Source organism: Halopseudomonas pertucinogena, from assembly GCF_014646575.1.
In the GTDB taxonomy this organism is placed as follows: domain Bacteria; phylum Pseudomonadota; class Gammaproteobacteria; order Pseudomonadales; family Pseudomonadaceae; genus Halopseudomonas; species Halopseudomonas pertucinogena.
In genome coordinates this window covers 249,105-270,685 of the sequence record NZ_BMNN01000004.1, presented here as the reverse complement: position 1 = coordinate 270,685, position 21,581 = coordinate 249,105, and the positions used below count along the sequence as shown (strand labels likewise).

General features: G+C 64.3%; 24 protein-coding genes. 14 read left to right on the top strand and 10 right to left on the bottom strand.

Features of this window, described 5'->3' with window-relative positions; translation table 11 throughout:
• Nucleotides 1-23 precede the first annotated feature (23 nt).
• From IEW63_RS10780 to bfr, 6 genes are all read left to right on the top strand, one after another.
• A complete protein-coding gene (locus tag IEW63_RS10780) occupies nucleotides 24-782 on the top strand; it encodes an SURF1 family protein (protein ID WP_188636616.1) in 759 nt (252 codons plus the stop codon).
• Nucleotides 766-1,362, top strand: a complete 597-nt coding sequence (locus tag IEW63_RS10775; RefSeq protein ID WP_188636615.1) for a redox-active disulfide-containing membrane protein — start codon at nucleotides 766-768, stop codon at nucleotides 1,360-1,362. The genes IEW63_RS10780 and IEW63_RS10775 overlap by 17 nt, the downstream gene beginning before the upstream one ends.
• A gap of 5 nt (nucleotides 1,363-1,367) precedes the next feature.
• A complete protein-coding gene (locus IEW63_RS10770) occupies nucleotides 1,368-2,399 on the top strand; it encodes a COX15/CtaA family protein (RefSeq protein WP_373288228.1) in 1,032 nt (343 codons plus the stop codon).
• Between the two features lie 94 nt (nucleotides 2,400-2,493).
• Complete coding sequence (gene cyoE / locus IEW63_RS10765) at nucleotides 2,494-3,399, top strand: heme o synthase (RefSeq protein WP_188636613.1); 906 nt, start codon at nucleotides 2,494-2,496, stop codon at nucleotides 3,397-3,399.
• Nucleotides 3,396-4,028, top strand: a complete 633-nt coding sequence (locus IEW63_RS10760; protein ID WP_188636680.1) for an SCO family protein — start codon at nucleotides 3,396-3,398, stop codon at nucleotides 4,026-4,028. Before cyoE ends, IEW63_RS10760 begins: the two co-directional genes overlap by 4 nt.
• 148 nt (nucleotides 4,029-4,176) lie before the next feature.
• A complete protein-coding gene (bfr, locus tag IEW63_RS10755) occupies nucleotides 4,177-4,641 on the top strand; it encodes a bacterioferritin (RefSeq protein WP_188636612.1) in 465 nt (154 codons plus the stop codon).
• A gap of 84 nt (nucleotides 4,642-4,725) precedes the next feature.
• On the opposite strand, the gene znuB is transcribed toward bfr, so the two are convergent.
• The 3 genes from znuB to IEW63_RS10740 are packed head-to-tail and all read right to left on the bottom strand — an operon-like array spanning nucleotide 4,726 to nucleotide 6,756.
• Nucleotides 4,726-5,511 (bottom strand): zinc ABC transporter permease subunit ZnuB, encoded by a 786-nt coding sequence (gene znuB / locus IEW63_RS10750; protein WP_188636611.1) that lies wholly within the window; start codon nucleotides 5,509-5,511, stop codon nucleotides 4,726-4,728.
• Entirely contained in the window at nucleotides 5,504-6,280 is a 777-nt protein-coding gene (gene znuC / locus IEW63_RS10745) for a zinc ABC transporter ATP-binding protein ZnuC (RefSeq protein ID WP_188636610.1), read from the bottom strand. Before znuC ends, znuB begins: the two co-directional genes overlap by 8 nt.
• Entirely contained in the window at nucleotides 6,277-6,756 is a 480-nt protein-coding gene (locus tag IEW63_RS10740) for a Fur family transcriptional regulator (protein WP_188636679.1), read from the bottom strand. Before IEW63_RS10740 ends, znuC begins: the two co-directional genes overlap by 4 nt.
• A gap of 81 nt (nucleotides 6,757-6,837) precedes the next feature.
• On the opposite strand from IEW63_RS10740, the gene IEW63_RS10735 reads away from it, so the two are divergent.
• Nucleotides 6,838-7,755, top strand: a complete 918-nt coding sequence (locus IEW63_RS10735; RefSeq protein WP_188636609.1) for a zinc ABC transporter substrate-binding protein — start codon at nucleotides 6,838-6,840, stop codon at nucleotides 7,753-7,755.
• Nucleotides 7,756-7,814: 59 nt separating this feature from the next.
• Here the strand turns inward: IEW63_RS10735 and IEW63_RS10730 are convergent, their stop codons facing one another.
• Both IEW63_RS10730 and IEW63_RS10725 read right to left on the bottom strand, forming a co-directional pair.
• Nucleotides 7,815-8,768 (bottom strand): homoserine kinase, encoded by a 954-nt coding sequence (locus IEW63_RS10730; RefSeq protein WP_188636608.1) that lies wholly within the window; start codon nucleotides 8,766-8,768, stop codon nucleotides 7,815-7,817.
• 7 nt (nucleotides 8,769-8,775) lie between these two features.
• Nucleotides 8,776-9,063: a DUF2782 domain-containing protein gene (locus tag IEW63_RS10725; protein WP_188636607.1), complete on the bottom strand. Its 288-nt coding sequence runs from the start codon at nucleotides 9,061-9,063 to the stop codon at nucleotides 8,776-8,778.
• A 73-nt stretch (nucleotides 9,064-9,136) separates the two neighbouring features.
• Here IEW63_RS10725 and polA point away from each other — a divergent pair, with 73 nt between their 5' ends.
• Entirely contained in the window at nucleotides 9,137-11,881 is a 2,745-nt protein-coding gene (polA, locus tag IEW63_RS10720) for a DNA polymerase I (protein WP_188636606.1), read from the top strand.
• Nucleotides 11,882-12,338: 457 nt separating this feature from the next.
• Here the strand turns inward: polA and rpmG are convergent, their stop codons facing one another.
• The 3 genes from rpmG to radC form a co-directional block, all read right to left on the bottom strand.
• Entirely contained in the window at nucleotides 12,339-12,494 is a 156-nt protein-coding gene (gene rpmG / locus IEW63_RS10715) for a 50S ribosomal protein L33 (protein WP_003177274.1), read from the bottom strand.
• Nucleotides 12,495-12,505: 11 nt separating this feature from the next.
• Nucleotides 12,506-12,742, bottom strand: coding sequence for a 50S ribosomal protein L28 (rpmB, locus tag IEW63_RS10710; protein ID WP_188636605.1), 237 nt, complete (start codon nucleotides 12,740-12,742; stop codon nucleotides 12,506-12,508).
• Between the two features lie 187 nt (nucleotides 12,743-12,929).
• The gene (gene radC / locus IEW63_RS10705; RefSeq protein ID WP_188636604.1) at nucleotides 12,930-13,604 is read right to left on the bottom strand and encodes a RadC family protein; all 675 of its coding nucleotides are present in this window, start codon (nucleotides 13,602-13,604) and stop codon (nucleotides 12,930-12,932) included.
• 194 nt (nucleotides 13,605-13,798) lie between these two features.
• On the opposite strand from radC, the gene coaBC reads away from it, so the two are divergent.
• The 5 genes from coaBC to IEW63_RS10680 are packed head-to-tail and all read left to right on the top strand — an operon-like array spanning nucleotide 13,799 to nucleotide 19,404.
• Entirely contained in the window at nucleotides 13,799-15,013 is a 1,215-nt protein-coding gene (gene coaBC, locus IEW63_RS10700) for a bifunctional phosphopantothenoylcysteine decarboxylase/phosphopantothenate--cysteine ligase CoaBC (protein WP_188636603.1), read from the top strand.
• Between the two features lie 9 nt (nucleotides 15,014-15,022).
• Entirely contained in the window at nucleotides 15,023-15,478 is a 456-nt protein-coding gene (gene dut, locus IEW63_RS10695; RefSeq protein ID WP_188636602.1) for a dUTP diphosphatase, read from the top strand.
• A 32-nt stretch (nucleotides 15,479-15,510) separates the two neighbouring features.
• Nucleotides 15,511-18,030 carry a phosphomannomutase/phosphoglucomutase gene (locus IEW63_RS14735; RefSeq protein ID WP_188636601.1) on the top strand — a complete coding sequence of 840 codons (2,520 nt, stop codon included), beginning with the start codon at nucleotides 15,511-15,513 and terminating at the stop codon, nucleotides 18,028-18,030.
• Between the two features lie 17 nt (nucleotides 18,031-18,047).
• Complete coding sequence (gene argB, locus IEW63_RS10685; RefSeq protein ID WP_188636678.1) at nucleotides 18,048-18,950, top strand: acetylglutamate kinase; 903 nt, start codon at nucleotides 18,048-18,050, stop codon at nucleotides 18,948-18,950.
• A gap of 4 nt (nucleotides 18,951-18,954) precedes the next feature.
• On the top strand, nucleotides 18,955-19,404 hold the full coding sequence (locus IEW63_RS10680) for an acyl-CoA thioesterase (RefSeq protein ID WP_188636600.1): 450 nt from the start codon (nucleotides 18,955-18,957) through the stop codon (nucleotides 19,402-19,404).
• 28 nt (nucleotides 19,405-19,432) lie between these two features.
• On the opposite strand, the gene IEW63_RS10675 is transcribed toward IEW63_RS10680, so the two are convergent.
• Nucleotides 19,433-20,029 carry a DUF4124 domain-containing protein gene (locus IEW63_RS10675; protein ID WP_188636599.1) on the bottom strand — a complete coding sequence of 199 codons (597 nt, stop codon included), beginning with the start codon at nucleotides 20,027-20,029 and terminating at the stop codon, nucleotides 19,433-19,435.
• Nucleotides 20,030-20,072: 43 nt separating this feature from the next.
• Nucleotides 20,073-20,717: an orotate phosphoribosyltransferase gene (gene pyrE / locus IEW63_RS10670; protein WP_188636598.1), complete on the bottom strand. Its 645-nt coding sequence runs from the start codon at nucleotides 20,715-20,717 to the stop codon at nucleotides 20,073-20,075.
• 73 nt (nucleotides 20,718-20,790) lie between these two features.
• On the opposite strand from pyrE, the gene IEW63_RS10665 reads away from it, so the two are divergent.
• The gene (locus tag IEW63_RS10665; protein ID WP_188636597.1) at nucleotides 20,791-21,570 is read left to right on the top strand and encodes an exodeoxyribonuclease III; all 780 of its coding nucleotides are present in this window, start codon (nucleotides 20,791-20,793) and stop codon (nucleotides 21,568-21,570) included.
• The last annotated feature ends 11 nt before the right edge of the window (nucleotides 21,571-21,581 follow it).

Here is a 21,581-nt window from a genome sequence, read left to right as displayed (position 1 = left end):
AGCGACGGTCCATGGTCAGTAGAGTGAGCACCAGTATAGACCGCAGCAACCGGCGCCGTCGCTTTGCTCCCGGCTGGCCATTGTGGCTGTTTACCCTGACGTTTCTCCCGCTGCTGCTGAGCCTCGGCATGTGGCAGCTCGATCGGGCCGAACAGAAGCGCGCCCTCGCCGCCCAGATGGAACAGCAGCGGCAGTTGCCCGCCGCACCACTGGGTGAGCTGCCTGCGGATACTGCGCTGACGTGGCGCGCTCTGCAGCTGACCGGCCAGTTCGACCCGCAGCATATCTGGCTGCTGGACAACCGCACCCGCAACGGCCAGGCGGGCGTCGAAATCCTGCAGCTGTTCCACGATCAGCCGGGTGACCGCCCGCTTATCATCAATCGCGGCTGGCTGGCCTGGCCTGACCGGCGGCACCTGCCTGCCGTGCCGGTGGCCGAGGGCGAGCTACAACTGCGGGCCGAGGTGCTGCCGCCACCGGGAGAAGGCTTCCGCCTGCAGGGGGGCAGCACCAGCGGCTGGCCGAAGCTGATCACCCATGCGGACCCCGAGGTCCTCGCCAACCAGGCCGTCCTGCCGGACCTGCCGTTGATGGCCCGCCTGCAGCCGGGCAGCCCGGGTGCGCTGCGACTCGACTGGCCAGCGATGCCGATGACCGCCACCAAACACACAGGGTATGCCGTGCAGTGGTTCACGCTGGCGGCCGCTCTGCTGATTCTCTTCATCTGGGCCGGTCTGCGGCCCGCGCATCCGGAAAGCAACCAACATGATGAGCATGACTGAAAGCCACCCGAACAAACCCCGCGGCCAGCTCAAGCTGCTGGGAATCATCGCCATTGTCGTAGGTCCGATATTCATCGCCTGGCTGATGGTGAAATTGCAGATCGGCATTCCCCAGACCCAGACCAACCAGTCCTCCATTGTCGAGCCAGCGCTGGCCGTGACAGACTGGCACCTGCCGTTGGGGCCAATCGGCTATGGCGCCCCCTGGCGGCTGCTGGTCACCGCTCCGGCGGGCTGCGACGACGCTTGCCTGAAGCTGGTGCACGAGGCGCGTCAGATCCACGTGGCAACCGGCCGGGAGGCGGACCGGGTGGAGCACGTGCTGGCGCTGGCCGCACCACTCACCCAGGAGCAGACCGAGCGCATGCAACAGGACTTTCCGAAGCTGAAACAGGTCCCTCTGCCAGTGCATGATTACCAACGCAGCCTGGAAGCACGGCATGCCGACTGGCAGGATGGTCCCCAGCTGTGGGTCATCGACCCGCTCGGTCGGGTCGTCCTGCACCGGGACGCGGACAATCCCGGCAAGCATCTGCTGGACGACCTGCGCCGCTTGTTGAAACTGTCAAAGATAGGCTGATGAGTATGCGTAAACCGGGTTTTCTGTTCGCTGTCGGTGCCCTGGCGCTGGGCTTTGTGGTGGTCATTCTCGGGGCTTATACCCGCCTGGTCCATGCCGGGCTGGGCTGCCCCGACTGGCCGGGCTGCTACGGCTTTCTCAGCGTGCCGCGCAGCGACGCGGCCCTGGAGCTGGCGCAGGCACGCTTCCCTGACTCACCCGTGGAGACGTTCAAGGCCTGGGCGGAAATGATCCATCGCTATGCCGCAGGACTGCTGGGTCTGGCCATTCTCGGCCTGGCCCTGATGGCACTGAAATACCGCGACCGGCAGGGCTACCCACTGAAACTGCCACTGGGCCTGCTGGCGCTGGTCATCTGCCAGGCACTGTTCGGCATGTGGACGGTTACCCTCAAGCTGTGGCCCCAGGTGGTGACCGCTCACCTGCTCGGCGGCTTCGCCACCCTCAGCCTGCTGTTCATCCTGTGCCTGCGCCTGTCCGGTCGCTTCCCTGCCGACGTCGGGCTTACTGCCCTGCGGCCACTGGCCCGCGCGGTGCTGGTGGTGGTCATCATCCAGATCACCCTGGGCGGCTGGGTCAGCAGCAACTATGCCGCGGTCGCCTGCATTGATCTGCCCACCTGCCATGGTGAATGGTGGCCGGACATGGACTTTGCCGCCGGCTTCAATATCTTCCAGGAGATCGGCCCCAATTACCTGGGGGGCATGCTGTACGGCGAAGGTCGCACAGCCATCCACATGACCCACCGTATGGGCGCGCTGGTCACCCTGCTGGCGGTGCTCTGGCTGGCGTGGCGGCTGTACCGGGCAGGCCTGACTGCCACCGCCGCCGCACTGGCCGCCGCGCTGTTCATCCAGCTGGGCCTCGGTATCACCAACATTCTGGCGCAGCTGCCGCTGGCCGTGGCGGTAGCTCACAACGCCTTCGGTGCCGTGCTGCTGCTTACTCTGGTATTCGTGAACTATCAGCTGCGGCCGGTGGCGATCGAAATGAACAGACCCAGCCGCAATGCTGTCGGACACTGGACACCCGGTTGAGCGATGCGGGCGCATTCCCTCGATCGGAGCCATACTGAGGTCAGCCGGACGGCGTGACCAATAAGAACAAGCGCCAGGAGCGCAGGGGGCAGGCATGACAACCTTGATCAGAACCGCAGCAGCCAGCGCAAGCTGGAAGGATTATCTGGAGCTGACCAAACCGAAGGTCGTGGCCCTGATGATCATCACATCGGCCATCGGCATGCTGCTGTCCACACCGGGGGCCATTTCCTGGCAGGTACTGCTGCTGGGCAATATCGGCATCGCCCTGTGCGCCGGCTCGGCAGCTGCGATCAACCATGTGGTGGACCGGCGCATCGACGTGCACATGGCCCGCACCCAGCGTCGACCGCTGGCCCAGGGCCGGGTCAACCCGCTGCACGCCCTGCTGTTTGCGCTGGTGCTGGGCGTGCTCGGCATGGGCATCCTGCTGCTGTGGATCAACCCGCTCACCGCCTGGCTGACCCTCGGCTCCCTGCTGGGCTATGCGGTCATCTACACCTCCTTCCTCAAGCGCGCCACACCGCAGAACATCGTCATCGGCGGGCTCGCAGGCGCAGCGCCACCGCTGTTGGGCTGGACGGCGGTAACCGGCAGGATCGACGCCGAGGCCCTGCTGCTGGTGCTGATCATCTTTGCCTGGACGCCACCGCACTTCTGGGCGCTGGCCATCCACCGCAAGGCGGAATATGCCAAGGTCGCGATTCCCATGCTGCCGGTGACACACGGCGAGCAGTACACCAAGTTGCATATCCTGCTGTATACCTTCATGTTGTTCGCGGTCAGTCTGTTGCCCTATGTGATTCACATGAGTGGCATGCTGTATCTGGTCGCAGCTGTGGGGCTGGGCCTGCGCTTTATCGACTGGGCCTGGGCTCTGTATCGCGACAGCCGAAAACATGCGGCGATCAAGACCTTCAAGTTTTCACTGTGGTACCTGCTGTGGCTGTTCGTTGCCCTGCTGGTGGATCATTACGCGGGAGTAATCGGATGGCTCTGAGTGGAGTGCAGAAGACCGTACTGGTGACGGTGGCTGCCATTGCGCTGGTAGTGGGGTTGACGGTAAACAAGGCGCTGCGCCCGGCGCCGCTGAACGAGGCCGAGCTGCAGGCAGCCGGGGTCTATCTCTTCGACGCGCCACGGCCGGTGCCGGATATCCGCCTCACCTCCTCCACCGGCGCCGATTGGGGCCGCGGCGACCTCGAGGGCCAGTGGAACCTGCTGTTCTTCGGCTATACCTTCTGTCCGGATATCTGCCCGACCACCATGGCCGAGCTGCGCCAGCTGACCCTTTCCCTCCCCGAGGAAGATCGTCGGCAACTGCAGGTCACCATGATCAGCGTCGACCCGAACCGGGACACCCCGCAACAGCTGCACAGCTATCTGAGCTTCTTCGATGCCGGGTTCAACGGCGCCACCGGCGACCCCGGGGAGCTGGCGCGCCTTGCCCAGGCCCTGTCGGTGGCCTATATCGAGCCCGATACCAGTGAGGAGAATTACCTGGTGGATCACAGCGGCCAGGTCATCATGACCGACCCACAGGGGCGCTACGTCGGCTTCATCCGGCCGCCCCTGCGCCCCGCCGAGCTGAGCCAGCTGTTGCCGAGGATCATGGCAAAAGCCGATTGAGAATTGCTCTGGTTACGCTTTACGGCTGCGACAGACTCTCATGCAAGCTGTTGATATTACTGACATTTCTGTCCTCCAAGGTAGCATTCGACGACCCCTTTGGGCACAATGTCATGCATCATCGCTTATCGAATTCTGAGGTAGCACCATGCAGGGCCATCCGGACGTCATCAATTATCTCAACGAACTGCTGCGCGGCGAGCTGGGCGCCCGCGATCAGTACTTCCTGCACTCGCGGCTGTACGAGGATCAGGGCTACAGCAAACTGTACGAACGCATCAACCACGAGATGGAAGAGGAAACCGAGCACGCCGATGCGCTGCTGCGCCGTATCCTGTTCCTCGGCGGCAAGCCGGACATGCGCCCGTCCCCCATCAACCCGGGGTACACCGTGCCGGATATGCTGGCGGCCGACCTCAAACTGGAGTACGAAGTGCGCGAGGCGCTGGCCAAGGGCGTCGCGCTGTGCGAACAGCACCGCGACTACATCAGCCGCGATGTGCTGGTTGCCCAGCTCAGGGACACCGAGGAAGATCACGCCTACTGGCTGGAGAAGCAGCTGGGCCTGATCAAGCTCATGGGGCTGGAAAACTACCTGCAGTCACAGGTCTGACTCAGAAAGGGCCGAGCTCCCTCTCGGCCATTCCGGTTGTGACCCCATCGGACGAAATGGAACTCGTCGCTCCGATCCCGCTGGTTATTGCCGCCTCGGCACCAGCAGCGACAGCATGAACAGCACCGCCGCACTGACCACGATCGAGGGCCCTGCCGGGGTGTCCAGATTCCATGACAGCGCCAGACCACCCAGCACGGCGACACACCCCAGGCAGCTGGCACCGAAGGCCATCTGCTCCGGAGTCCGGGCGTGGCGCTGCGCCGCCGCCGGGGGAATGATCAGCAGCGACGTGATCAGCAGCACCCCGACCACCTTCATCGCCACGGCAATCACGATCGCGATCAGCAGCATCAGCGCCAGCCGTATGCCGCTTACCGGCAGCCCCTCCACCCGTGCCAGCTCCTCGTGCACGGTGACTGACAGCAACGGACGCCACAGGCAGGCCAGCAGTGCTGCCACCACTGCCAGACCGCCGAGCATCCAGCCCAGGTCATGCCGGGTAATGGCCAGCAGATCCCCGAACAGATAGGCCAGCAGGTCGACCCTCACGCTCTCGGTCAGCGCCAGCACCACCAGCCCCAGCGACAAGGTGCTGTGAGCGAGAATGCCCAGCAGCGTATCGCTGGCCAGCCATTTGCGGTTCTGCATGGCCACCAGCAGCACGGCCAGCAGCACGCAGCCCGCCGTTACCGCCAGCGTCAGGTTGATCTGCAGCAGCATGCCCAGGGCGACGCCGAGCAGCGCCGAATGAGCGAGCGTGTCACCGAAATAGGCCATGCGCCGCCAGACCACGAAGGATCCGAGCGGGCCCGCGACCAGTGCCAGCCCGAGGCCGGCAATCAATGCATAGAGAAGAAAGTCAGCCATGGTTGCAGGGTGTTCCGTCCGGGTGCTGGTGAGTGCTGTCGATGATTTCGCCATGCATGTCATGGCTGTGATCGTGCTGGTGGTTGTATACCGCCAGGGCGCTGGCCTGCTCACCGAACAGGGCCACGAAGGCCGGGTCGGTACTCACCTGCTCCGGGCGTCCCGAGCAGCATATGTGACGGTTCAGACAGACCACGGTGTTGGTGGTGGCCATCACCAGATGCAGGTCGTGGGACACCATCAGCACCCCGCAACCGTAACGGTCCCGCAGCCGGGTGATCAGCTGGTAGAGCTCGATCTGACCGTTCACATCGACCCCCTGCACCGGCTCGTCCAGTACCAGCAGGTCCGGTTTGCGCAGCAGCGCCCGGGCCAGCAGGATGCGCTGCAGTTCTCCTCCCGACACCTGCTGCAGCGGTCGCTGGGCCAGATGCGTCGCACCCACTTCGCCCAGTGCCTGCAGCGCCCCCGAACGGTTGACCCCGGGCGCCAGCAGCAGAAAGCGCAGCACATCGAGCGGCAGGGTCGCGTCGATCTGCAGCTTCTGCGGCATGTAGCCGATACGCAGGCGCGGATTGCTGTGAACCTCCCCGCTGTCCGCCCGCAGCAGCCCCAGCACGATGCGCACCAGACTGGTCTTGCCCGCGCCATTGGGGCCGATCAGCGTGACGATCTCACCGCGGCGCACCTGCAGGCTGATGTTCTCCAGAATCCCATTGCCATGCCGCCGAAGGCCGACATCGGTCAGGCTGAGCAGGATGTCGCTCATGCAGCCTCCCGGCAGTGAGCACAGATGCCGGTGATTTCCACGGTTTCAGCCTCCACGCTGAAACCGCGCTGCCTGGCCACCTTGCTGATGGCAGGCTGGATCAGCGACTGATCCAGCTCAAAGGCCACCCGACAGTGGCGGCAGATGAGGAAATGCCCCTGATGGTTGTGCTCCGGACTGGGGCAGCCGATGAAGGCATTCAGCGAGGCGATGCGGTGCACCAGCCCGTGCTCCTGCAGAAAATCCAGCGCCCGGTACACTGTCGGCGGCGCCGGACGGCGGTCGTCCTCCCGGGCCAGGGTGTCGAGCAGATCATAGGCGCCCATGGGCCGGTGACTCTGCCAGACGAGCTCCAGCACTCGTTTGCGCAGCGGCGTCAGCCGCGCACCACTGCGCTCGCAGACCTGCTCGGCGGCGGCCAGCGCATCGCTGACGCACTGCTCGTGGTCGTGCGGGCAATGGGGCGTATCCGAGATTGTCGAATCGTTCATCAGGCACCTTTTTCCAATCCAAGAATGACTGTTATCATATAACACTTCCGTTCCAGAGTATCCGCCATGTTTCCACGATTTCTGCCTGCGCTGCTGTGCGGGCTGCTGCTGTCCTTTCCGATCGCTGCCGCCACGCCCGCAGTGGTTACCACCATCAAGCCCCTGCAGCTGATCGCCGCGGCGGTTCTGGAGGATATCGCCGAGCCCGAGGTGCTGTTGCCACCGGCGGCGTCTCCGCACAACTACGCTCTGCGTCCATCCGACCGTCGCCAGCTGGCTGATGCCGACAGGGTGTACTGGGTCGGCCCGGACCTGGAGCGGTTCCTGCAACGCCTGCTGGAAGACCACAGCAACGCACGCCGGGTTGATCAGGCCACGGGCGTCACTCTGCGCTATTTCACTGAGGATCATGCCCATAACGACCATGGTCATGGCAGCCACGAGCACCACGAGCATGCTCCCGGAACGCTGGATGCGCACATCTGGCTGTCGGTGGCGAACGCCAGGCACATCGCCCGCTGGATGGCCGATGACCTCGGGCAGCTCTACCCCGAGCACCAGCCGCGCCTGCAGGAGAATACGGAGGCCTTCGTGCAGCGCCTGGAGCAGCTCGATGCCCGGCTGCAACAGCGGTTGCGCCCGTTGGCCGGCAAGCCCTACTTCGTGTTCCACGATGCCTATGGTTATCTCGAAGAGCACCTCGGCCTGCAGCCACAGGGAATCTTCACCCTGTCAGCGGAGATCCAGCCGGGGGCCCGCCATCTGCAGGGCCTGCGCAACAAGCTGGTGGAAGCCGGGCCCAGCTGCGTTTTCCGCGAGCCACAATTTCCTGCCGACCGGGTGCGCACGCTGAGCGAAGGCCTGCCGGTACATATTGCCGAACTCGATCCGCTGGGTATCGAAGCCCCGGTCGGGCCTCGTGGTTACGAACAGCTGCTGGCTACGCTCGGGGATGAGCTGGCAGGCTGCCTCGAGCGATTGTGAGCCGACGAAAAACAGATGTTACTCTGCCAGGGTGATGGCTGATGCAGGCGCGGAGCCGCCTACAGAGCCAGCGGTAGCCCCACAGTGATCCGGCGATGCCTCTCCAGCAGCTCCCGGAAGTGCGCCGGGGCCTTGATCAGCACGCCGCCCTGCTCCGCGTAGCGGTCGGCGGCCAGCTGGCGCGACAGCCAGAAACGCAGCGCAGCCACCCGCAGCAGGTCCGGCCAGTTCTCCGCTTCCAGCGGAGTGAAACGGCGCCGGCTAGCGTAGCCGGCCAGTAACGCCTCGGCGAGACGCGCATCGAGTGCACCCTCCGCTGTCAGGCACCAGTCGTTCACGCAGATGGCCAGATCATAGAGCGCCCAGCCGCTGAAGGCGTTGTGGAAATCGATGATTCCGGCCAGATGGTGGCCCTCGAACAGCACATTGTCGCGGAACAGATCACCATGCAGCACCGCCTCCGGTAGTGCCGGGCGCTGGCTGTGCAGGCGCTCCAGCACCGGCACCATTTCCTCCAGCAGCTGCCGCGCCCTGGTATCGCTGCGCTGGCGCAGGCGCTCTGTCTGCTGCAGCATCCAGTCCAGGCCACGATCGCTGCGCCGCTGGAGTCCGCTGCCGACGCTGGCTTCATGCAACTGCGCCAGCGCCCGGCCTACCGCGTGGCAATGGCTGGCATCTGCCGCCCCTACATGTGTGCCGAACAGTCTCGGCTGCAGCAGCGCCGGACGGCCGTTGAGCTGGTGCAGCGCCCGGCCCTGCCGGTCGCGTATCGCGTAGGGCACCGGCAAACCGGCCTGGTGTAGCCGGTCGAGCAGCTCAACCAGAAAAGGCAGGTCGGCAGTCGGGCCGCGCTCGATCAGGGTCAGTACGTATTCGCCCCGCTCGGTCGCCACGAAGAAGTTGCTGTTCTCCGTACCTCCCAGGATATCGCGATGATCGATCAGCCGGCCCAGCTCGAACGCGCTCAGAAACCCGCTCAGCTGCTCAGGGCTTACCGGCGTGAATACGGACACAGCCGGTCTACCATTCGAAGATCTTCCACGACGGGATGCGCATGCCGCTGGGGCTGTCGGCCCGGGCAAAGTTGCCGTCGTCGTCAACCGCTACCAGGAAGTAGGGCGCGCCGTTCTTCGGGGTGATCTTGATCGCGTAGAGAAAGCCGTTGATGCGGTACTCCTCCACCGTCTTGTCCCCCTCGTGACGGATGGTCACCTCCGGCTCGCCGGTCAGTGGCGGCTCCTGTGCCGATACATTCATGCTGCCCAGCAGTAACAGTGCAGCCAATCCGCAGCCTATCAAGCGTGTCATGTTAACCTTGTCCCTAGTGGAATGACGTTGACCCCATTCTAGCCCTTTTACTCTGGATACGCTGAACTGACGCATGACTGATTCGATCGCCCCCCTGGTTCTTGTTGATGGCTCCTCCTATCTGTACCGGGCCTTCCACGCGCTGCCACCGCTGACCACCTCCACCGGCAAGCCGACCGGCGCGGTCAAGGGCGTGCTGAACATGCTGCTGGCCCTGCGCAGGCAGTATCCGGACAGCCCCTTCGCAGTAGTATTCGACGCCAAGGGGCCGACCTTCCGCGACACCCTGTTCGAGAACTACAAGTCCCACCGCCCGCCCATGCCCGATGACCTGCGCAGCCAGGTGGATCCGCTGCATGCCTGCGTTCGCGCGCTGGGGCTGCCGCTGCTGTGCGTCGACAATGTGGAAGCCGACGACGTGATCGGCACCCTGGCCCGGCACAGCGCCGCCGCCGGCTGCCCGGTAGTGATCTCCACCGGTGACAAGGACATGGCCCAGCTGGTCAACCCCTTCGTCACCCTGGTCAACACCATGACCGGCACCAGCATGGATGTGGAGGGCGTGCGCGAGAAGTTCGGCGTGGGGCCCGAACTGATCATCGACTACCTGGCGCTGATGGGCGACAAGGTGGACAACATCCCCGGTGTACCGGGGGTCGGCGAGAAGACCGCGCTGGGCCTGCTGACCGGCCTGGGCGGCGGCATGGATGTGATCTACGCAAATCTGGATAAAATCCCCGAGCTGCCCATCCGCGGCGCGAAGAAACTGCCGGAAAAGCTGCAGGAACACCGGGACATGGCCTACCTGTCCCGCGAGCTCGCCACCATCAAGCTGGATGTCGAACTGGACGTTCAGGTCAGCGAACTGCACCCCGGCGAACCCGATCGCGACGCGCTGATCGAACTGTACCGCGACCTCGAGTTCAAGACCTGGCTGGATGACCTGCTGCGTGAAGCCAGGGCTGCCGGTGACGCCCCGCAGGCCCCCGGCCAGCCGGAAGCGGTGAACACCGAGTACGAAACCATCCTTGACCCGGCACGCCTCGAACACTGGGTGCAGCTGCTGGAGGCGGCACCGCTGTTCGCCTTCGATACCGAGACCACCAGCATAAACGCCCAGCAGGCCGAACTGGTCGGCCTGTCCTTTGCCGTCACCGCACATCAGGCTGCCTATGTGCCGGTAGGCCACAGTTACATGGGCGTGCCGGAACAGCTGGACCGGGATCTGGTGCTGAACAGACTCAAGCCGCTGCTGGAAGACCCGGCCAGACCCAAGCTGGCGCAGAACGCCAAGTACGACATCAACGTGCTCGCCCGTTACGGTGTCGAGGTGCGTGGCGTGGCCTTCGACAGCATGCTCGAATCCTATGTGCTGGACTCCACCGCCACCCGCCATGACATGGACAGCCTTGCCCTCAAGTATCTGGGCATCGGCACCACCCGTTTCGAGGATATCGCCGGCAAGGGCGCCAAGCAGCTGACCTTCGACCAGATCGCCCTGGAGCAGGCCGCGCCCTATGCCGCCGAGGATGCGGACATTACCCTGCGCCTGCACCAGAACCTGTGGCCCCGACTGCAGGAGATCGCGCCCCTGGCGAAGGTGCTGGAAGAGATCGAGATGCCGCTGATGCCGGTGCTGGCACGCATCGAACGGACCGGCACCATGGTCGACGCGAAGCTGCTCGGCGAGCACAGCCGTGAGCTGAGCGACAAGCTGAACGCGCTGGAACGCGAGGCCTTCGAACTGGCCGGCGAAGAATTCAACCTCGGCTCGCCCAAGCAGCTGTGCGCCATCCTCTATGAAAAACAGGGCCTGCCGGTATTGCAGAAAACCGCCAAGGGGCAGCCGTCGACGGCCGAGTCGGTACTTGCCGAGCTGGCCGACCAGGGCCACGAACTGCCCCAGGTGATCATGCAGCACCGTTCACTGAGCAAGCTCAAGAGCACCTATACCGACCGCCTGCCGGAGCAGATCAATCCGCGTACGGGGCGCATCCACACCAGTTACCACCAGGCGGTGACCGCGACCGGCAGACTGTCCTCCTCGGACCCGAACCTGCAGAACATCCCGATCCGCACCGCCGAGGGCCGGCGCATCCGTCAGGCCTTCATCGCCCCGGACGGCTACCGCATCATGGCCGCGGACTATTCCCAGATCGAGCTGCGCATCATGGCCCATCTGGCACAGGACGAAGGGCTGCTGGAAGCCTTCCGCCAGGGGCTCGACGTGCACCGCGCCACTGCGGCCGAGGTCTTCGGTGTACCGCTGGAGGAGGTGACAGCCGATCAGCGACGCAGCGCCAAGGCGATCAACTTCGGCCTGATCTACGGCATGAGCGCCTTCGGCCTGGCCAAGCAGATCGGTGTGGACCGCAAGCAGTCCCAGGCCTATATCGACCGTTACTTCACCCGTTATCCCGGGGTGCTGCGCTACATGGAGGACACCCGCAGGCAGGCCGCCGAGCAGGGCTACGTAGAGACCCTGTTCGGGCGCCGGCTGTACCTGCCGGAGATCCACTCCAGGAACCAGGCCATGCGCAAGGGTGCCGAGCGCACCGCCATCAACGCGCCCATGCAAGGGACCGCCGCGGACATCATCAAGCGGGCAATGGTAACGGTTGACCAATGGCTGCAGGACTCCGGGCTGGATGCACGGGTAGTGATGCAGGTGCATGACGAACTGGTACTGGAAGTGCGGGAAGATCTGATCGAACAGGTCAGCGCCGGCCTGCAGGAACGCATGAGCGCCGCAGCCAGCCTTGACGTGCCCTTGCTGGTAGAGACTGGCGTAGGCGCCAACTGGGATGAGGCACACTGACTTTTCCGTATTTTACCGCTCCGGCTGTTGACGGCGGCATGTCCGGAGCGCCCTGCGCCCGGTGAGAGCTGCCTGTGACACGCCGCGAGCACGTCCCTGTAACCCATGTGACCGGTCTATACAATTGATGCCATCCATGGCATCAAACGGTCACAGTCAGTTCTCCCCGAGCAAAGGAGTACGACCATCGCAGCCGCTGCTTTGAGGAAGACCTTCAGCAGCGCATTACTCGCAGGCGGGGGTGGTCAGTGTCCCTTGCCGGACCGTCTGCGGCCAGGGACGGCCGTAGACGAGCGCCATGGATGGCGGGGTGCGAGTCCGGCGAGGGACACTGACCGCCTCCGCCGGACCACCAATCTCACCGCCATGATCCCACATTCACCGCAAGAAAATACCGAAACACAGCCAACAAAAAACCCGCCAATCAGGGCGGGTTCCTTGTCAGAAAGGGCAGATCTTACTTGATCTTGCCTTCCTTGTAGATCACGTGCTTGCGTACAACCGGATCGTATTTCTTGATTTCGATCTTGTCGGGAGTAGTACGCTTGTTCTTGTCGGTAGTGTAGAAGTGACCAGTACCGGCAGAGGAGATCAGACGAATCAATTCACGCATGGTGCTGCTCCTTAAACCTTGATGCCGCGACCGCGGATATCAGCCAGAACGGCGTCGATACCACGCTTGTCGATGATGCGCATGCCCTTGGCGGAAGTGCGCAGGCGGACAAAACGCTTTTCGGATTCTACCCAGAAGCGATGGTACTGCAGGTTAGGCAGAAAACGACGTTTGGTTTTGTTGTTAGCGTGGGAAACATTGTTCCCAGTCACCGGGCCTTTGCCGGTCACTTGACATACTCGAGCCATGATTAACCCTCTCCAACCACTTGCCCAACCCGAACTGGTTGGAAGTCGTAAAAAATAGAAACTGTAGTCCAGTCGGGGCAACCATAAATGCCTCGCCGTAATGCATGATTACGGGCGCAGCCCCGAGAAGAGCGGAGCTTTATATCAAAAACCGCCCGCCCGATCAATTATTTTTCAGGAAAATCCGCTACAGCAATCCCCGCTCGGCAAAGGAAACCGGTTCCCCGTCACCGACCACCAGGTGGTCCAGCACCCGTATGTCCACCAGCGCCAGCGACTCCTTGAGCCGACGGGTCAGCAGCAGGTCTGCCTGGCTGGGCTCGGAAACCCCCGACGGGTGGTTGTGGGTCAGGATCAGCGCCGCAGCATTGTGCGCCAAAGCGCGCTTGATGACCTCCCGCGGGTAGACGCTGGCACTGTCCAGCGTACCGCGGAACAGCTCCTCGAAGGCGATCACCCGGTGCTGGTTGTCCAGATACAGGCAGGCGAAGACCTCGTGGGGCAGCGCTGCCAGCTGACTGCGCAGGAAATCCCGCACCGCACCCGGAGAAGTCAGGGCATCGCCCCGTTTGAGCTCTTCGAACAGATGCCGCCTGGCCATTTCCATCACCGCCTGCAGCTGGGCGTACTTGGCCGGCCCCAGCCCCGGATGGGCACAGAATTCCTGCTGATCCGCCTGCAGCAGCGCACGCAGGCTGCCGAACCCGGATAACAGTCGTCGGGCAAGATCTACCGCGCTGCACCCCGGAACCCCGGTACGCAGGAAGATCGCCAGCAGCTCGGCATCCGAGAGGCTCGGCGCGCCCTGCAGCAGCAGTTTTTCCCGGGGGCGTTCGGCCGCCGGCCAGTCGGTGATGGGCATGTAGCGGGCTCCCTGTCATGCGCAGAGGGGGCACGTACTTCCCCGCCCGTGCCGACCAGGCGCGGATTATAGGTTTGCCGGTTCGCCGCAGGCCAGCTGCATATCCCAGGGGCGTGACGGGGTCGGCATATGGTATCGTTAACGCCATTTGCCAGGCGCGCTGATGGGCAGCGCGGCGCCGGCCGGAGTTGAAGATGCAGCGGTTGCTCAACAAGCAGATTGTTCTGGGTGTCAGCGGCGGTATCGCCGCCTACAAAAGTGCCGAGCTGGTTCGCCGGCTGAAGGATGCCGGAGCCCAGGTGCGGGTGGTGATGACCCGTGCGGCCCACGAATTCATCACACCGCTGACGCTGCAGGCGCTGTCCGGCAACCCGGTGCATGGCGACCTGCTGGACCCGGCCGCCGAAGCGGCCATGGGGCATATCGAACTGGCCCGCTGGGCAGACATGGTGCTGATCGCACCGGCCACCGCCGATCTGATGGCGCGCCTGGCGACCGGCCGTGGCGACGACCTGCTCACTACCCTGGTGCTGGCCACCGACGCCCGGATCGTGCTGGCACCGGCGATGAATCAGGCCATGTGGCGCGACCCGGCTACCCAGGACAATCTGCGGACCCTGCTGGATCGCGACATGACGGTGATCGGTCCGGCGGCCGGCGAGCAGGCCTGCGGCGATATCGGCCCCGGCCGCATGCTGGAGCCGACCGACATCGCCCAGCGCTGTGCCGACTGCTTCGAGCGCGGCCTGCTGACCGGCCGACATGTGCTGATCAATGCCGGCCCCACCCGCGAAGCGATAGACCCGGTCCGCTACATTTCCAATCACAGCTCCGGGAAGATGGGCTTCGCCCTGGCCGAAGCGGCCGCCGAGGCCGGGGCCCGGGTGACGCTGGTGGCCGGCCCGGTCAGCCAGCCGACCCCGGCCCGCGTCGAGCGGGTGGATGTGATCAGCGCCGTCGAGATGCTGGCCGCCTGTGAGTCCGCGCTGCCGGCGGATGTGTTCATCGCCTCAGCGGCGGTAGCCGACTACCGCCCCGCCAGCTGCGCGCCGGGCAAGCTGAAGAAGGACCCCGGCAGCGACGACGGTATGACCCTGCACATGGTGCGCAACCCCGATATTCTCGCGACCCTTGCCAACCACGCCCAACGGCCCGGCCTGTGCGTGGGCTTTGCCGCCGAGACCGATGACGTGCTCGGTTACGCCAGCGACAAGCTGACCCGCAAGAACCTCGACCTGATCATTGCCAATGATGTCAGCCAGCCGGGTATCGGCTTCAATGCCGATGAAAACGCCGTCACCCTGATCGACCGCAGCCTGGCGCCGCAGCCACTGGCGCAGGCCAGCAAACAGAAGCTGGCGCGCCAGATCATCGCTGTCGTGGCCGCGCGCCTGACCAATCCATCCTGAGGACAACCCATGCACGCCCTGCAAGCCCGCATTCTCGACCCCCGCCTCGGCCAGCAGTGGCCGCTGCCCGCCTATGCCACCGAAGGTTCAGCCGGCCTCGACCTGCGGGCGATGCTCGACGCTCCTCTGGTGCTCGAGCCCGGCCAGACCAGCCTGCTGCCTACCGGTCTGGCGATCCATATTGCCGACCCCGGACTGGCCGCGATGATCCTGCCGCGCTCCGGCCTGGGCCACAAGCACGGCATTGTACTGGGCAATCTGGTGGGGCTGATCGATTCGGATTACCAGGGCGAGCTGATGGTGTCCTGCTGGAACCGCGGCCATCAACCCTTCACCATCGAGCCGGGTGAGCGCATCGCCCAGCTGGTGCTGGTGCCGGTGGTGCAGGCGCAACTGGAAATTGTCAGCGAGTTCGATGGCAGCCAGCGTGGTGCTGGCGGCTTCGGGCATACCGGCAGTCACTGATCGACGGACCATGCACGGAGGCATGACCTGAAATGAAGCTGAAAAAACCATCCCTGGGCCGGCAACGCGAGAACGCCGGGCTGCCCGCCACACTGATACCTCTGCTGCTCATGCTGACCGGCCTCGCCGCAGCCCTCGGGCTGCTGTGGTCGCTGGTATTCGCCCCGGCTGCGGAAAACTACCGCCGCGACCTCGGCCAGGCCTACGCCAGCCAGCAGCAGAGTGCGCTCAACCGCGCGCTGGCCCGGCTGGATGCGGACCTGGCACGGGTAGCCTCCAACCCCCAGCTGCAGGTCACTCTGCAACAGGGCGGCAGCCCCACCCTGAATCGCCTGCTTCATTATCAGTTTGCCGACAGCCTGGCCGTGCATACCTATCTGCCAGGACAGGCACGACAGCTGGACCACGCCGACGCGCCGCTGAGCTTTGCCGCGCTGGACATGATCCGCCGCGCCGAGCAGGGCCAGGCGGTTCCTGTAGAGGCTCACCGCGTCGGTGACCACTGGCGCCTGTATGCGGTGCAGCCCCTGCGCGCCTCGGCCCAGGCGCCTGTCGGCGGGACCATGCTGGTGGTGTTCGACATGCAGCGGCTGCTCGGCCTGCTGCCCCAATTGCCGGTGGATGCCGGACAGCTGAGCCTGGTGCAGCAATTCCCGGGTGGGCCGGCCCAGACCCTGTACCAGACCGGCAGCGGCAATGGTCCGGTCATCACCCTGCTTAGCAGCAATCCGGCCTGGTCGCTCCACCTGCGCGAGGGCGCGGCCATGGGCGCCGGGGCGCCCAACCCCCTGTTCCTGTTCGGCGCTATCCTGCTGGCGCTGGCCGGTGCGCTGGCCAGTCTGTTGTTTCTCCAGCGCAGCTGGACCCGTGCCCTTGAAGCGGATGCCGATACCCTCGATCAGCTGACCCGCGGGCACAAGGCGGCCGGCCTGCAGCTCGGCCCGCTGGAGCCCGTCGCCCAGAGCATCATGCAGGTGGCCAGCCGCAATGCAGTACGCCAGCCGAACCCGGCACCGCAGCCGGCAGCCGCCGCCCGGGGAGCGCCAGACACGGCACCCGCCAGCACCGCAGCGGCCGAATCGGCGAAGCAGGAACTGCCCCCGCTGGATGACGTGCTCGATATCGATTTTCTCGACGAGATCCCCGATGACAGCCCGCTGGGCCCGCCCGCGCTGCCGGCGGAAATCTTCCGCGCCTATGACATCCGTGGCGTGGTCGGCAAGACCCTGACGCCCGAGTATGTCTACTGGCTGGGTCGCGCCATTGGCAGCGAATCCATCGACCAGGGCCAGTATCAGGTCGCCACCGCCCGCGACGGCCGGCTGTCCGGCCCCGAGCTGATGGAGGAGCTGATCCGAGGCCTGATCGACAGCGGCTGCGAGGTGCACGATCTGGGCATGGTACCGACGCCGGTGCTCTACTACGCCACCCACACCACCGCAGCGCGCTCCGGCATCATGCTCACCGGCAGCCACAACCCGCCCGACTACAATGGCCTGAAGATCGTCATTGCCGGCCAGACCCTGGCCGACGAACGCATCACCGCGCTGCATCAGCGGCTGCAGGACAACCGGCTGCATCAGGGCAGCGGCAGCCGCAGCACGGTCGACATTCTTGATGACTACTGCCGGCGCATCGTCGATGACGTGCTCCCTGCCCGCCCGCTCAAGGTGGTCGTCGACTGCGGCAACGGCGTCGGCGGTGTCGTCGCCGAGCAGCTGTTCAGCCAGCTCGGTTGCGAGGTGATCCCGCTGTACTGCGACGTGGACGGCAACTTCCCCAACCACCATCCGGACCCCGGCAAGGCGGAAAACCTGCAGGACCTGGTTCTCATCGTCCGGCAGCAGGGAGCGGATCTGGGGATCGCCTTCGATGGCGATGCCGATCGCCTCGGCGTGGTTACCCCGGCCGGGGAGATCATCTGCGCCGATCGGCTGCTGATGCTGTTCGCCGAGGACATCGTCACCCGCAACCCCGGCGCCGACATCGTCTTCGACGTCAAGTGCAGCCGCCAGCTGCCCCAGCTGATCAGCCGGCTCGGCGGCCGGCCGGTCATGTGGAAGTCCGGCCACTCCATGATCAAGGCCAAGATGCAGGAAACCGGCGCCCTGCTCGGCGGCGAAATGAGCGGCCATGTTTTCTTCCAGGAACGCTGGTACGGCTTCGACGATGGCCTGTACGCCGCCTGTCGGCTGCTGGAGCTGGTATCCATCCTCAGCGGCACTCCGGAGCAGACCAACGAGCTGTTCGCCCGCCACCCGGCAGGCTGGAGCACCCCGGAAATCAACATCAGCGTCGGCGAGCAACGCAAGTTCCAGCTGATCGAAGCCCTGCATGGCGCAGCGGACTGGGGGCAGCAGGCACGGGTAACCACCATCGACGGCATCCGCGTCGACTACCCTGATGGCTGGGGACTGGTGCGGGCCTCGAATACCACGCCGGTGCTGGTGCTGCGCTTCGAAGCCGATGACGCCGCCGGGCTGGAGCGCATCCGCCAGACATTCCGCCAGCAGCTCGGTGCTGTGGCGCCCGATCTTGAACTGAACCTGTAAACCCGGAGAACACCATCATCATGCTCAACCGTGACGCCGCCACCCAGGTATCGCGCATCCTCACCGAAGCGCTGCCCTATATCCAGCGCTTTACCGGCAAGACCATCGTCATCAAGTACGGCGGCAATGCCATGGAAAGCGAGGAGCTGCAGGCCAGCTTCGCCAAGGACATCGTGCTGATGAAGACCGTCGGCATCAACCCGGTGGTGGTGCACGGCGGTGGCCCGCAGATCGGCGACCTGCTCAAGCGCCTGAACATCAACAGCGAATTCATCGAGGGCATGCGGGTGACCGACAATGCCACCATGGACGTCGTTGAAATGGTGCTCGGCGGTCAGGTGAACAAGAACATCGTCAACCTGATCAACCAGCATGGCGGCCAGGCCCTGGGCCTGACCGGCAAGGACGCCAACCTGATCCGCGCACGCAAGCTCAAGGTCACCCGCAAGACGCCGGGCATGGACAAGCCGGAGATCCTCGACATCGGCCGTGTCGGTGAAGTGGCCGGGGTCAACGTCAACCTGATCAACCGGCTGATTTCCGACGATTTCATTCCGGTGATCGCTCCGATCGGCGTGGGCGAGGACGGCCAGTCCTATAACATCAATGCCGATCTGGTGGCCGGCAAGGTGGCCGAGGCCCTGGGCGCGGAGAAGCTCATGCTGCTGACCAACATCGCGGGGCTGATGAACAAGGAAGGCAAGGTGCTGACCGGACTGAGTACCGCCCAGGTCGATGAGCTGATTGCCGATGGCACCATCTATGGCGGCATGCTGCCCAAGATCCGCTGCGCGCTGGACGCGGTGCAGGGTGGCGTGGGCAGCGCGATCATCGTCGATGGACGGGTACCCAACGCGGTACTGCTGGAAGTCTTCACCGATACCGGTGTGGGCACCCTGATCACCAATCAGCAGGACTGAGCCGATGCAGCAGGAAGATTTCCGTTTCAGCACCTCGTTACGGGTTCGCTGGGCCGAGGTGGACATGCAGGGCATCGTGTTCAATGGTCACTATCTGACCTATGCCGATGTCGGCATCACCGAATACTTCCGCGCCCTGCGCGAGGCGAACCCTGCCGGGGACATCACCGGCAGCGAGTTCTTTGCCGTACGCACCCTGCTGGAATACCAGGCCCCGGCCCGGTTCGACGACCTGCTGGACGTCCGCGTGCGCCTTGCCCGACTGGGCAACAGCAGCATGCAGTTCGCCATCGGGATCTATCGGGATCAGGAACTGCTGGTGAAGGGGGAGATCGTCTACGTCCACGCGGATACCGAAAGCCGACGCCCGCAGACCATAGGCCAGCGCTTCCGGGACACCATCCATGCCTTCGAGGCGGTGGCTCCGGTCGATACGGCGTCAGCCCAGGCCTGAGTCAGCTCCGTTCGGCTGGCTGCCGGCGTCAGTCCGGCAGCAGTTGCGCCAGCCGTTCACGGCGACTGGTGAAAGCCGTGTTGACCGCGTCGATTTCCGCGCGGTTGCTGCGGATCTGCCGCTCCAGCCGGCGCCGCTCGGCCTCGATATTTTCAAGCTGCTGCAGCAGCAGCGGGTCCACCTTGCGACCGGCCCGCTCCTGACTGGCTGCGCGGCTCTGCACATCGTCGCGCTGACTGCGCAGGGTCATCAGCCCGGCTTCAGCGGTGGCGATCAGCGTCTCGATCTGCTGGATCTGGCGCTGGTGGGCACGGTCGAGGTCGGCGACACTGGAATACAGCCGCAGCAGGGTTTCATCCGAACTGCGCTGGCGGCGCTGCTCCTTCTCTGCCTCGCGCATGGCACGCAGCTCATCGGGGGTTGGGGCAGCAGGGACGACCTGCTTGACCCGGCCATCCTTGTCCAGCACCTCATAACCCCGGCTGACGAACTGGGGCGGCACGCTGCGATCCAGCACGGTAATGCCCTTGTCGTTGACGTAGCGATACAACTCGGTGGCGTCGGCTGTCACCGCCATACCCCCGAGCATCAATCCCAGCGCTGGATACAGAACCCTCTTGTACATAACGGGACCACCCTGTCCTGACTGATTGGTTTACGGCCTCCGCTCAGATGCCGTATTCATCACGATAGGCCTGCACCGCAGGCAGAAACCTGTGCAACTGCTCGTCGCCTTCCAGAAACTCGAGAATCTGGTCGAGGGAAACGATGCTGATCACCGGAATGCCGAAATCCCGCTCCACTTCCTGGATGGCAGACAGCTCGCCCTGGCCGCGCTCCTGACGGTCCAGCGCCACCAGCACCGCTGCCGGCTCGGCACCGGCAGCCTTGATGATCTGCATCACCTCGCGGATGGCGGTGCCGGCGGTGATCACGTCATCGATGATCGCCACCCTGCCCTGCAGCGGCGCGCCGACCAGCGCGCCACCCTCGCCGTGATCCTTGGCTTCCTTGCGATTGAAGCAGTATGGCAGATCAATATCAAAGCTGTCAGCCAGCGAGACCGCCGTGGACGCGGCGAGCGGAATGCCCTTGTAGGCCGGGCCGAAGAGCAGATCGATGTCCTTCGGGCCATTGTGTATCAGTGCCTGGGCATAATAGCGGCCCAGCCGGGACAGGCTGTTGCCGGTGTTGAACAGGCCGGCATTGAAGAAGTAGGGGCTCTTGCGGCCGGACTTGAGGGTAAATTCGCCGAAGCGCAACACGTTGCGATCCAGCGCGAAGCGAATGAATTCCCACTGATACTCGTGCATCTATTACCCTCTGAATTAACAAAACTTTGTTGAGCTCAGGTATCATACACGCACGTTTTTGAGGGAGCCATGTATGCGAATCATCAGTCTGAATGTCAACGGTGTCGAGGCCGCAGCGGCCCGGGGTCTGTTTGACTGGCTGCGCACGCAGGACGCTGACGTCATCTGCCTGCAGGATATTCGCGTCACCGCCCCCGAACTGGAACAGGATCCCTACTGGATCGACGGCTACTGGCAATATTGCTTCGAGTCCGAAGTACCCAGCCAGGGCGGTGTCGCCATCTATACCCGCACCGCGCCCAAGGCCATCATCATGGGTCTGGGTTTCGAGCTCGCCGACCGTTACGGGCGCTATATCCAGGCTGACTTCGACAAGGTCAGCATCGGCTGCCTGCTGCTGCCCTCCGGGCGCAACGGTGACGCCGACCTGAACCAGAAATTCAAGTTCATGAACGACTTCACCACCTACCTGCAGAAGCAGCGGCGCAAGCGCCGGGAGTTCATCTACTGCGGCTCCCTGCATACCGCCCATCTGAAGCTGGACGTGAAGAACTGGCGCGACTGCCAGCACCAGCCCGGCTTCATGGCGCCGGAACGGGCCTGGATGGACGAGATCTTCGGCAACCTCGGCTATGTCGATGCACTGCGCGAAGTCACCCGCGAATCCGATCTGTACAGCTGGTGGCCCGACAGCGAGCAGGCCCAGGACCTGAACCTGGGGTTGCGCTTCGACTATCAGATTCTCACCCCGGGGCTGCGGCGCTTCGTTCGCCATGCCAGCATCCCGCGCAAGGTGCGCTTCTCCGAGCATGCGCCGGTGATTGTCGACTACGAGTGGACGCTGAGCATCTGATCCCGGATTGC

Excerpts from the sequence above, each read along its gene's own strand:
- cyoE (WP_188636613.1), top strand. The coding sequence starts at position 2,494 with ATGACAACCTTGATCAGAACCGCAGCAGCCAGCGCAAGCTGGAAGGAT.
- IEW63_RS10775 (WP_188636615.1), top strand. The coding sequence starts at position 766 with ATGATGAGCATGACTGAAAGCCACCCGAACAAACCCCGCGGCCAGCTC.
- polA (WP_188636606.1), top strand. The coding sequence starts at position 9,137 with ATGACTGATTCGATCGCCCCCCTGGTTCTTGTTGATGGCTCCTCCTAT.
- coaBC (WP_188636603.1), top strand. The coding sequence starts at position 13,799 with ATGCAGCGGTTGCTCAACAAGCAGATTGTTCTGGGTGTCAGCGGCGGT.
- IEW63_RS10680 (WP_188636600.1), top strand. The coding sequence starts at position 18,955 with ATGCAGCAGGAAGATTTCCGTTTCAGCACCTCGTTACGGGTTCGCTGG.
- IEW63_RS14735 (WP_188636601.1), top strand. The coding sequence starts at position 15,511 with ATGAAGCTGAAAAAACCATCCCTGGGCCGGCAACGCGAGAACGCCGGG.
- IEW63_RS10675 (WP_188636599.1), bottom strand. The coding sequence starts at position 20,029 with ATGTACAAGAGGGTTCTGTATCCAGCGCTGGGATTGATGCTCGGGGGT.
- dut (WP_188636602.1), top strand. The coding sequence starts at position 15,023 with ATGCACGCCCTGCAAGCCCGCATTCTCGACCCCCGCCTCGGCCAGCAG.
- znuB (WP_188636611.1), bottom strand. The coding sequence starts at position 5,511 with ATGGCTGACTTTCTTCTCTATGCATTGATTGCCGGCCTCGGGCTGGCA.
- rpmG (WP_003177274.1), bottom strand. The coding sequence starts at position 12,494 with ATGCGTGAATTGATTCGTCTGATCTCCTCTGCCGGTACTGGTCACTTC.
- pyrE (WP_188636598.1), bottom strand. The coding sequence starts at position 20,717 with ATGCACGAGTATCAGTGGGAATTCATTCGCTTCGCGCTGGATCGCAAC.
- rpmB (WP_188636605.1), bottom strand. The coding sequence starts at position 12,742 with ATGGCTCGAGTATGTCAAGTGACCGGCAAAGGCCCGGTGACTGGGAAC.
- IEW63_RS10665 (WP_188636597.1), top strand. The coding sequence starts at position 20,791 with ATGCGAATCATCAGTCTGAATGTCAACGGTGTCGAGGCCGCAGCGGCC.
- IEW63_RS10770 (WP_373288228.1), top strand. The coding sequence starts at position 1,368 with ATGCGTAAACCGGGTTTTCTGTTCGCTGTCGGTGCCCTGGCGCTGGGC.
- bfr (WP_188636612.1), top strand. The coding sequence starts at position 4,177 with ATGCAGGGCCATCCGGACGTCATCAATTATCTCAACGAACTGCTGCGC.
- IEW63_RS10735 (WP_188636609.1), top strand. The coding sequence starts at position 6,838 with ATGTTTCCACGATTTCTGCCTGCGCTGCTGTGCGGGCTGCTGCTGTCC.
- radC (WP_188636604.1), bottom strand. The coding sequence starts at position 13,604 with ATGCCCATCACCGACTGGCCGGCGGCCGAACGCCCCCGGGAAAAACTG.
- IEW63_RS10725 (WP_188636607.1), bottom strand. The coding sequence starts at position 9,063 with ATGACACGCTTGATAGGCTGCGGATTGGCTGCACTGTTACTGCTGGGC.
- znuC (WP_188636610.1), bottom strand. The coding sequence starts at position 6,280 with ATGAGCGACATCCTGCTCAGCCTGACCGATGTCGGCCTTCGGCGGCAT.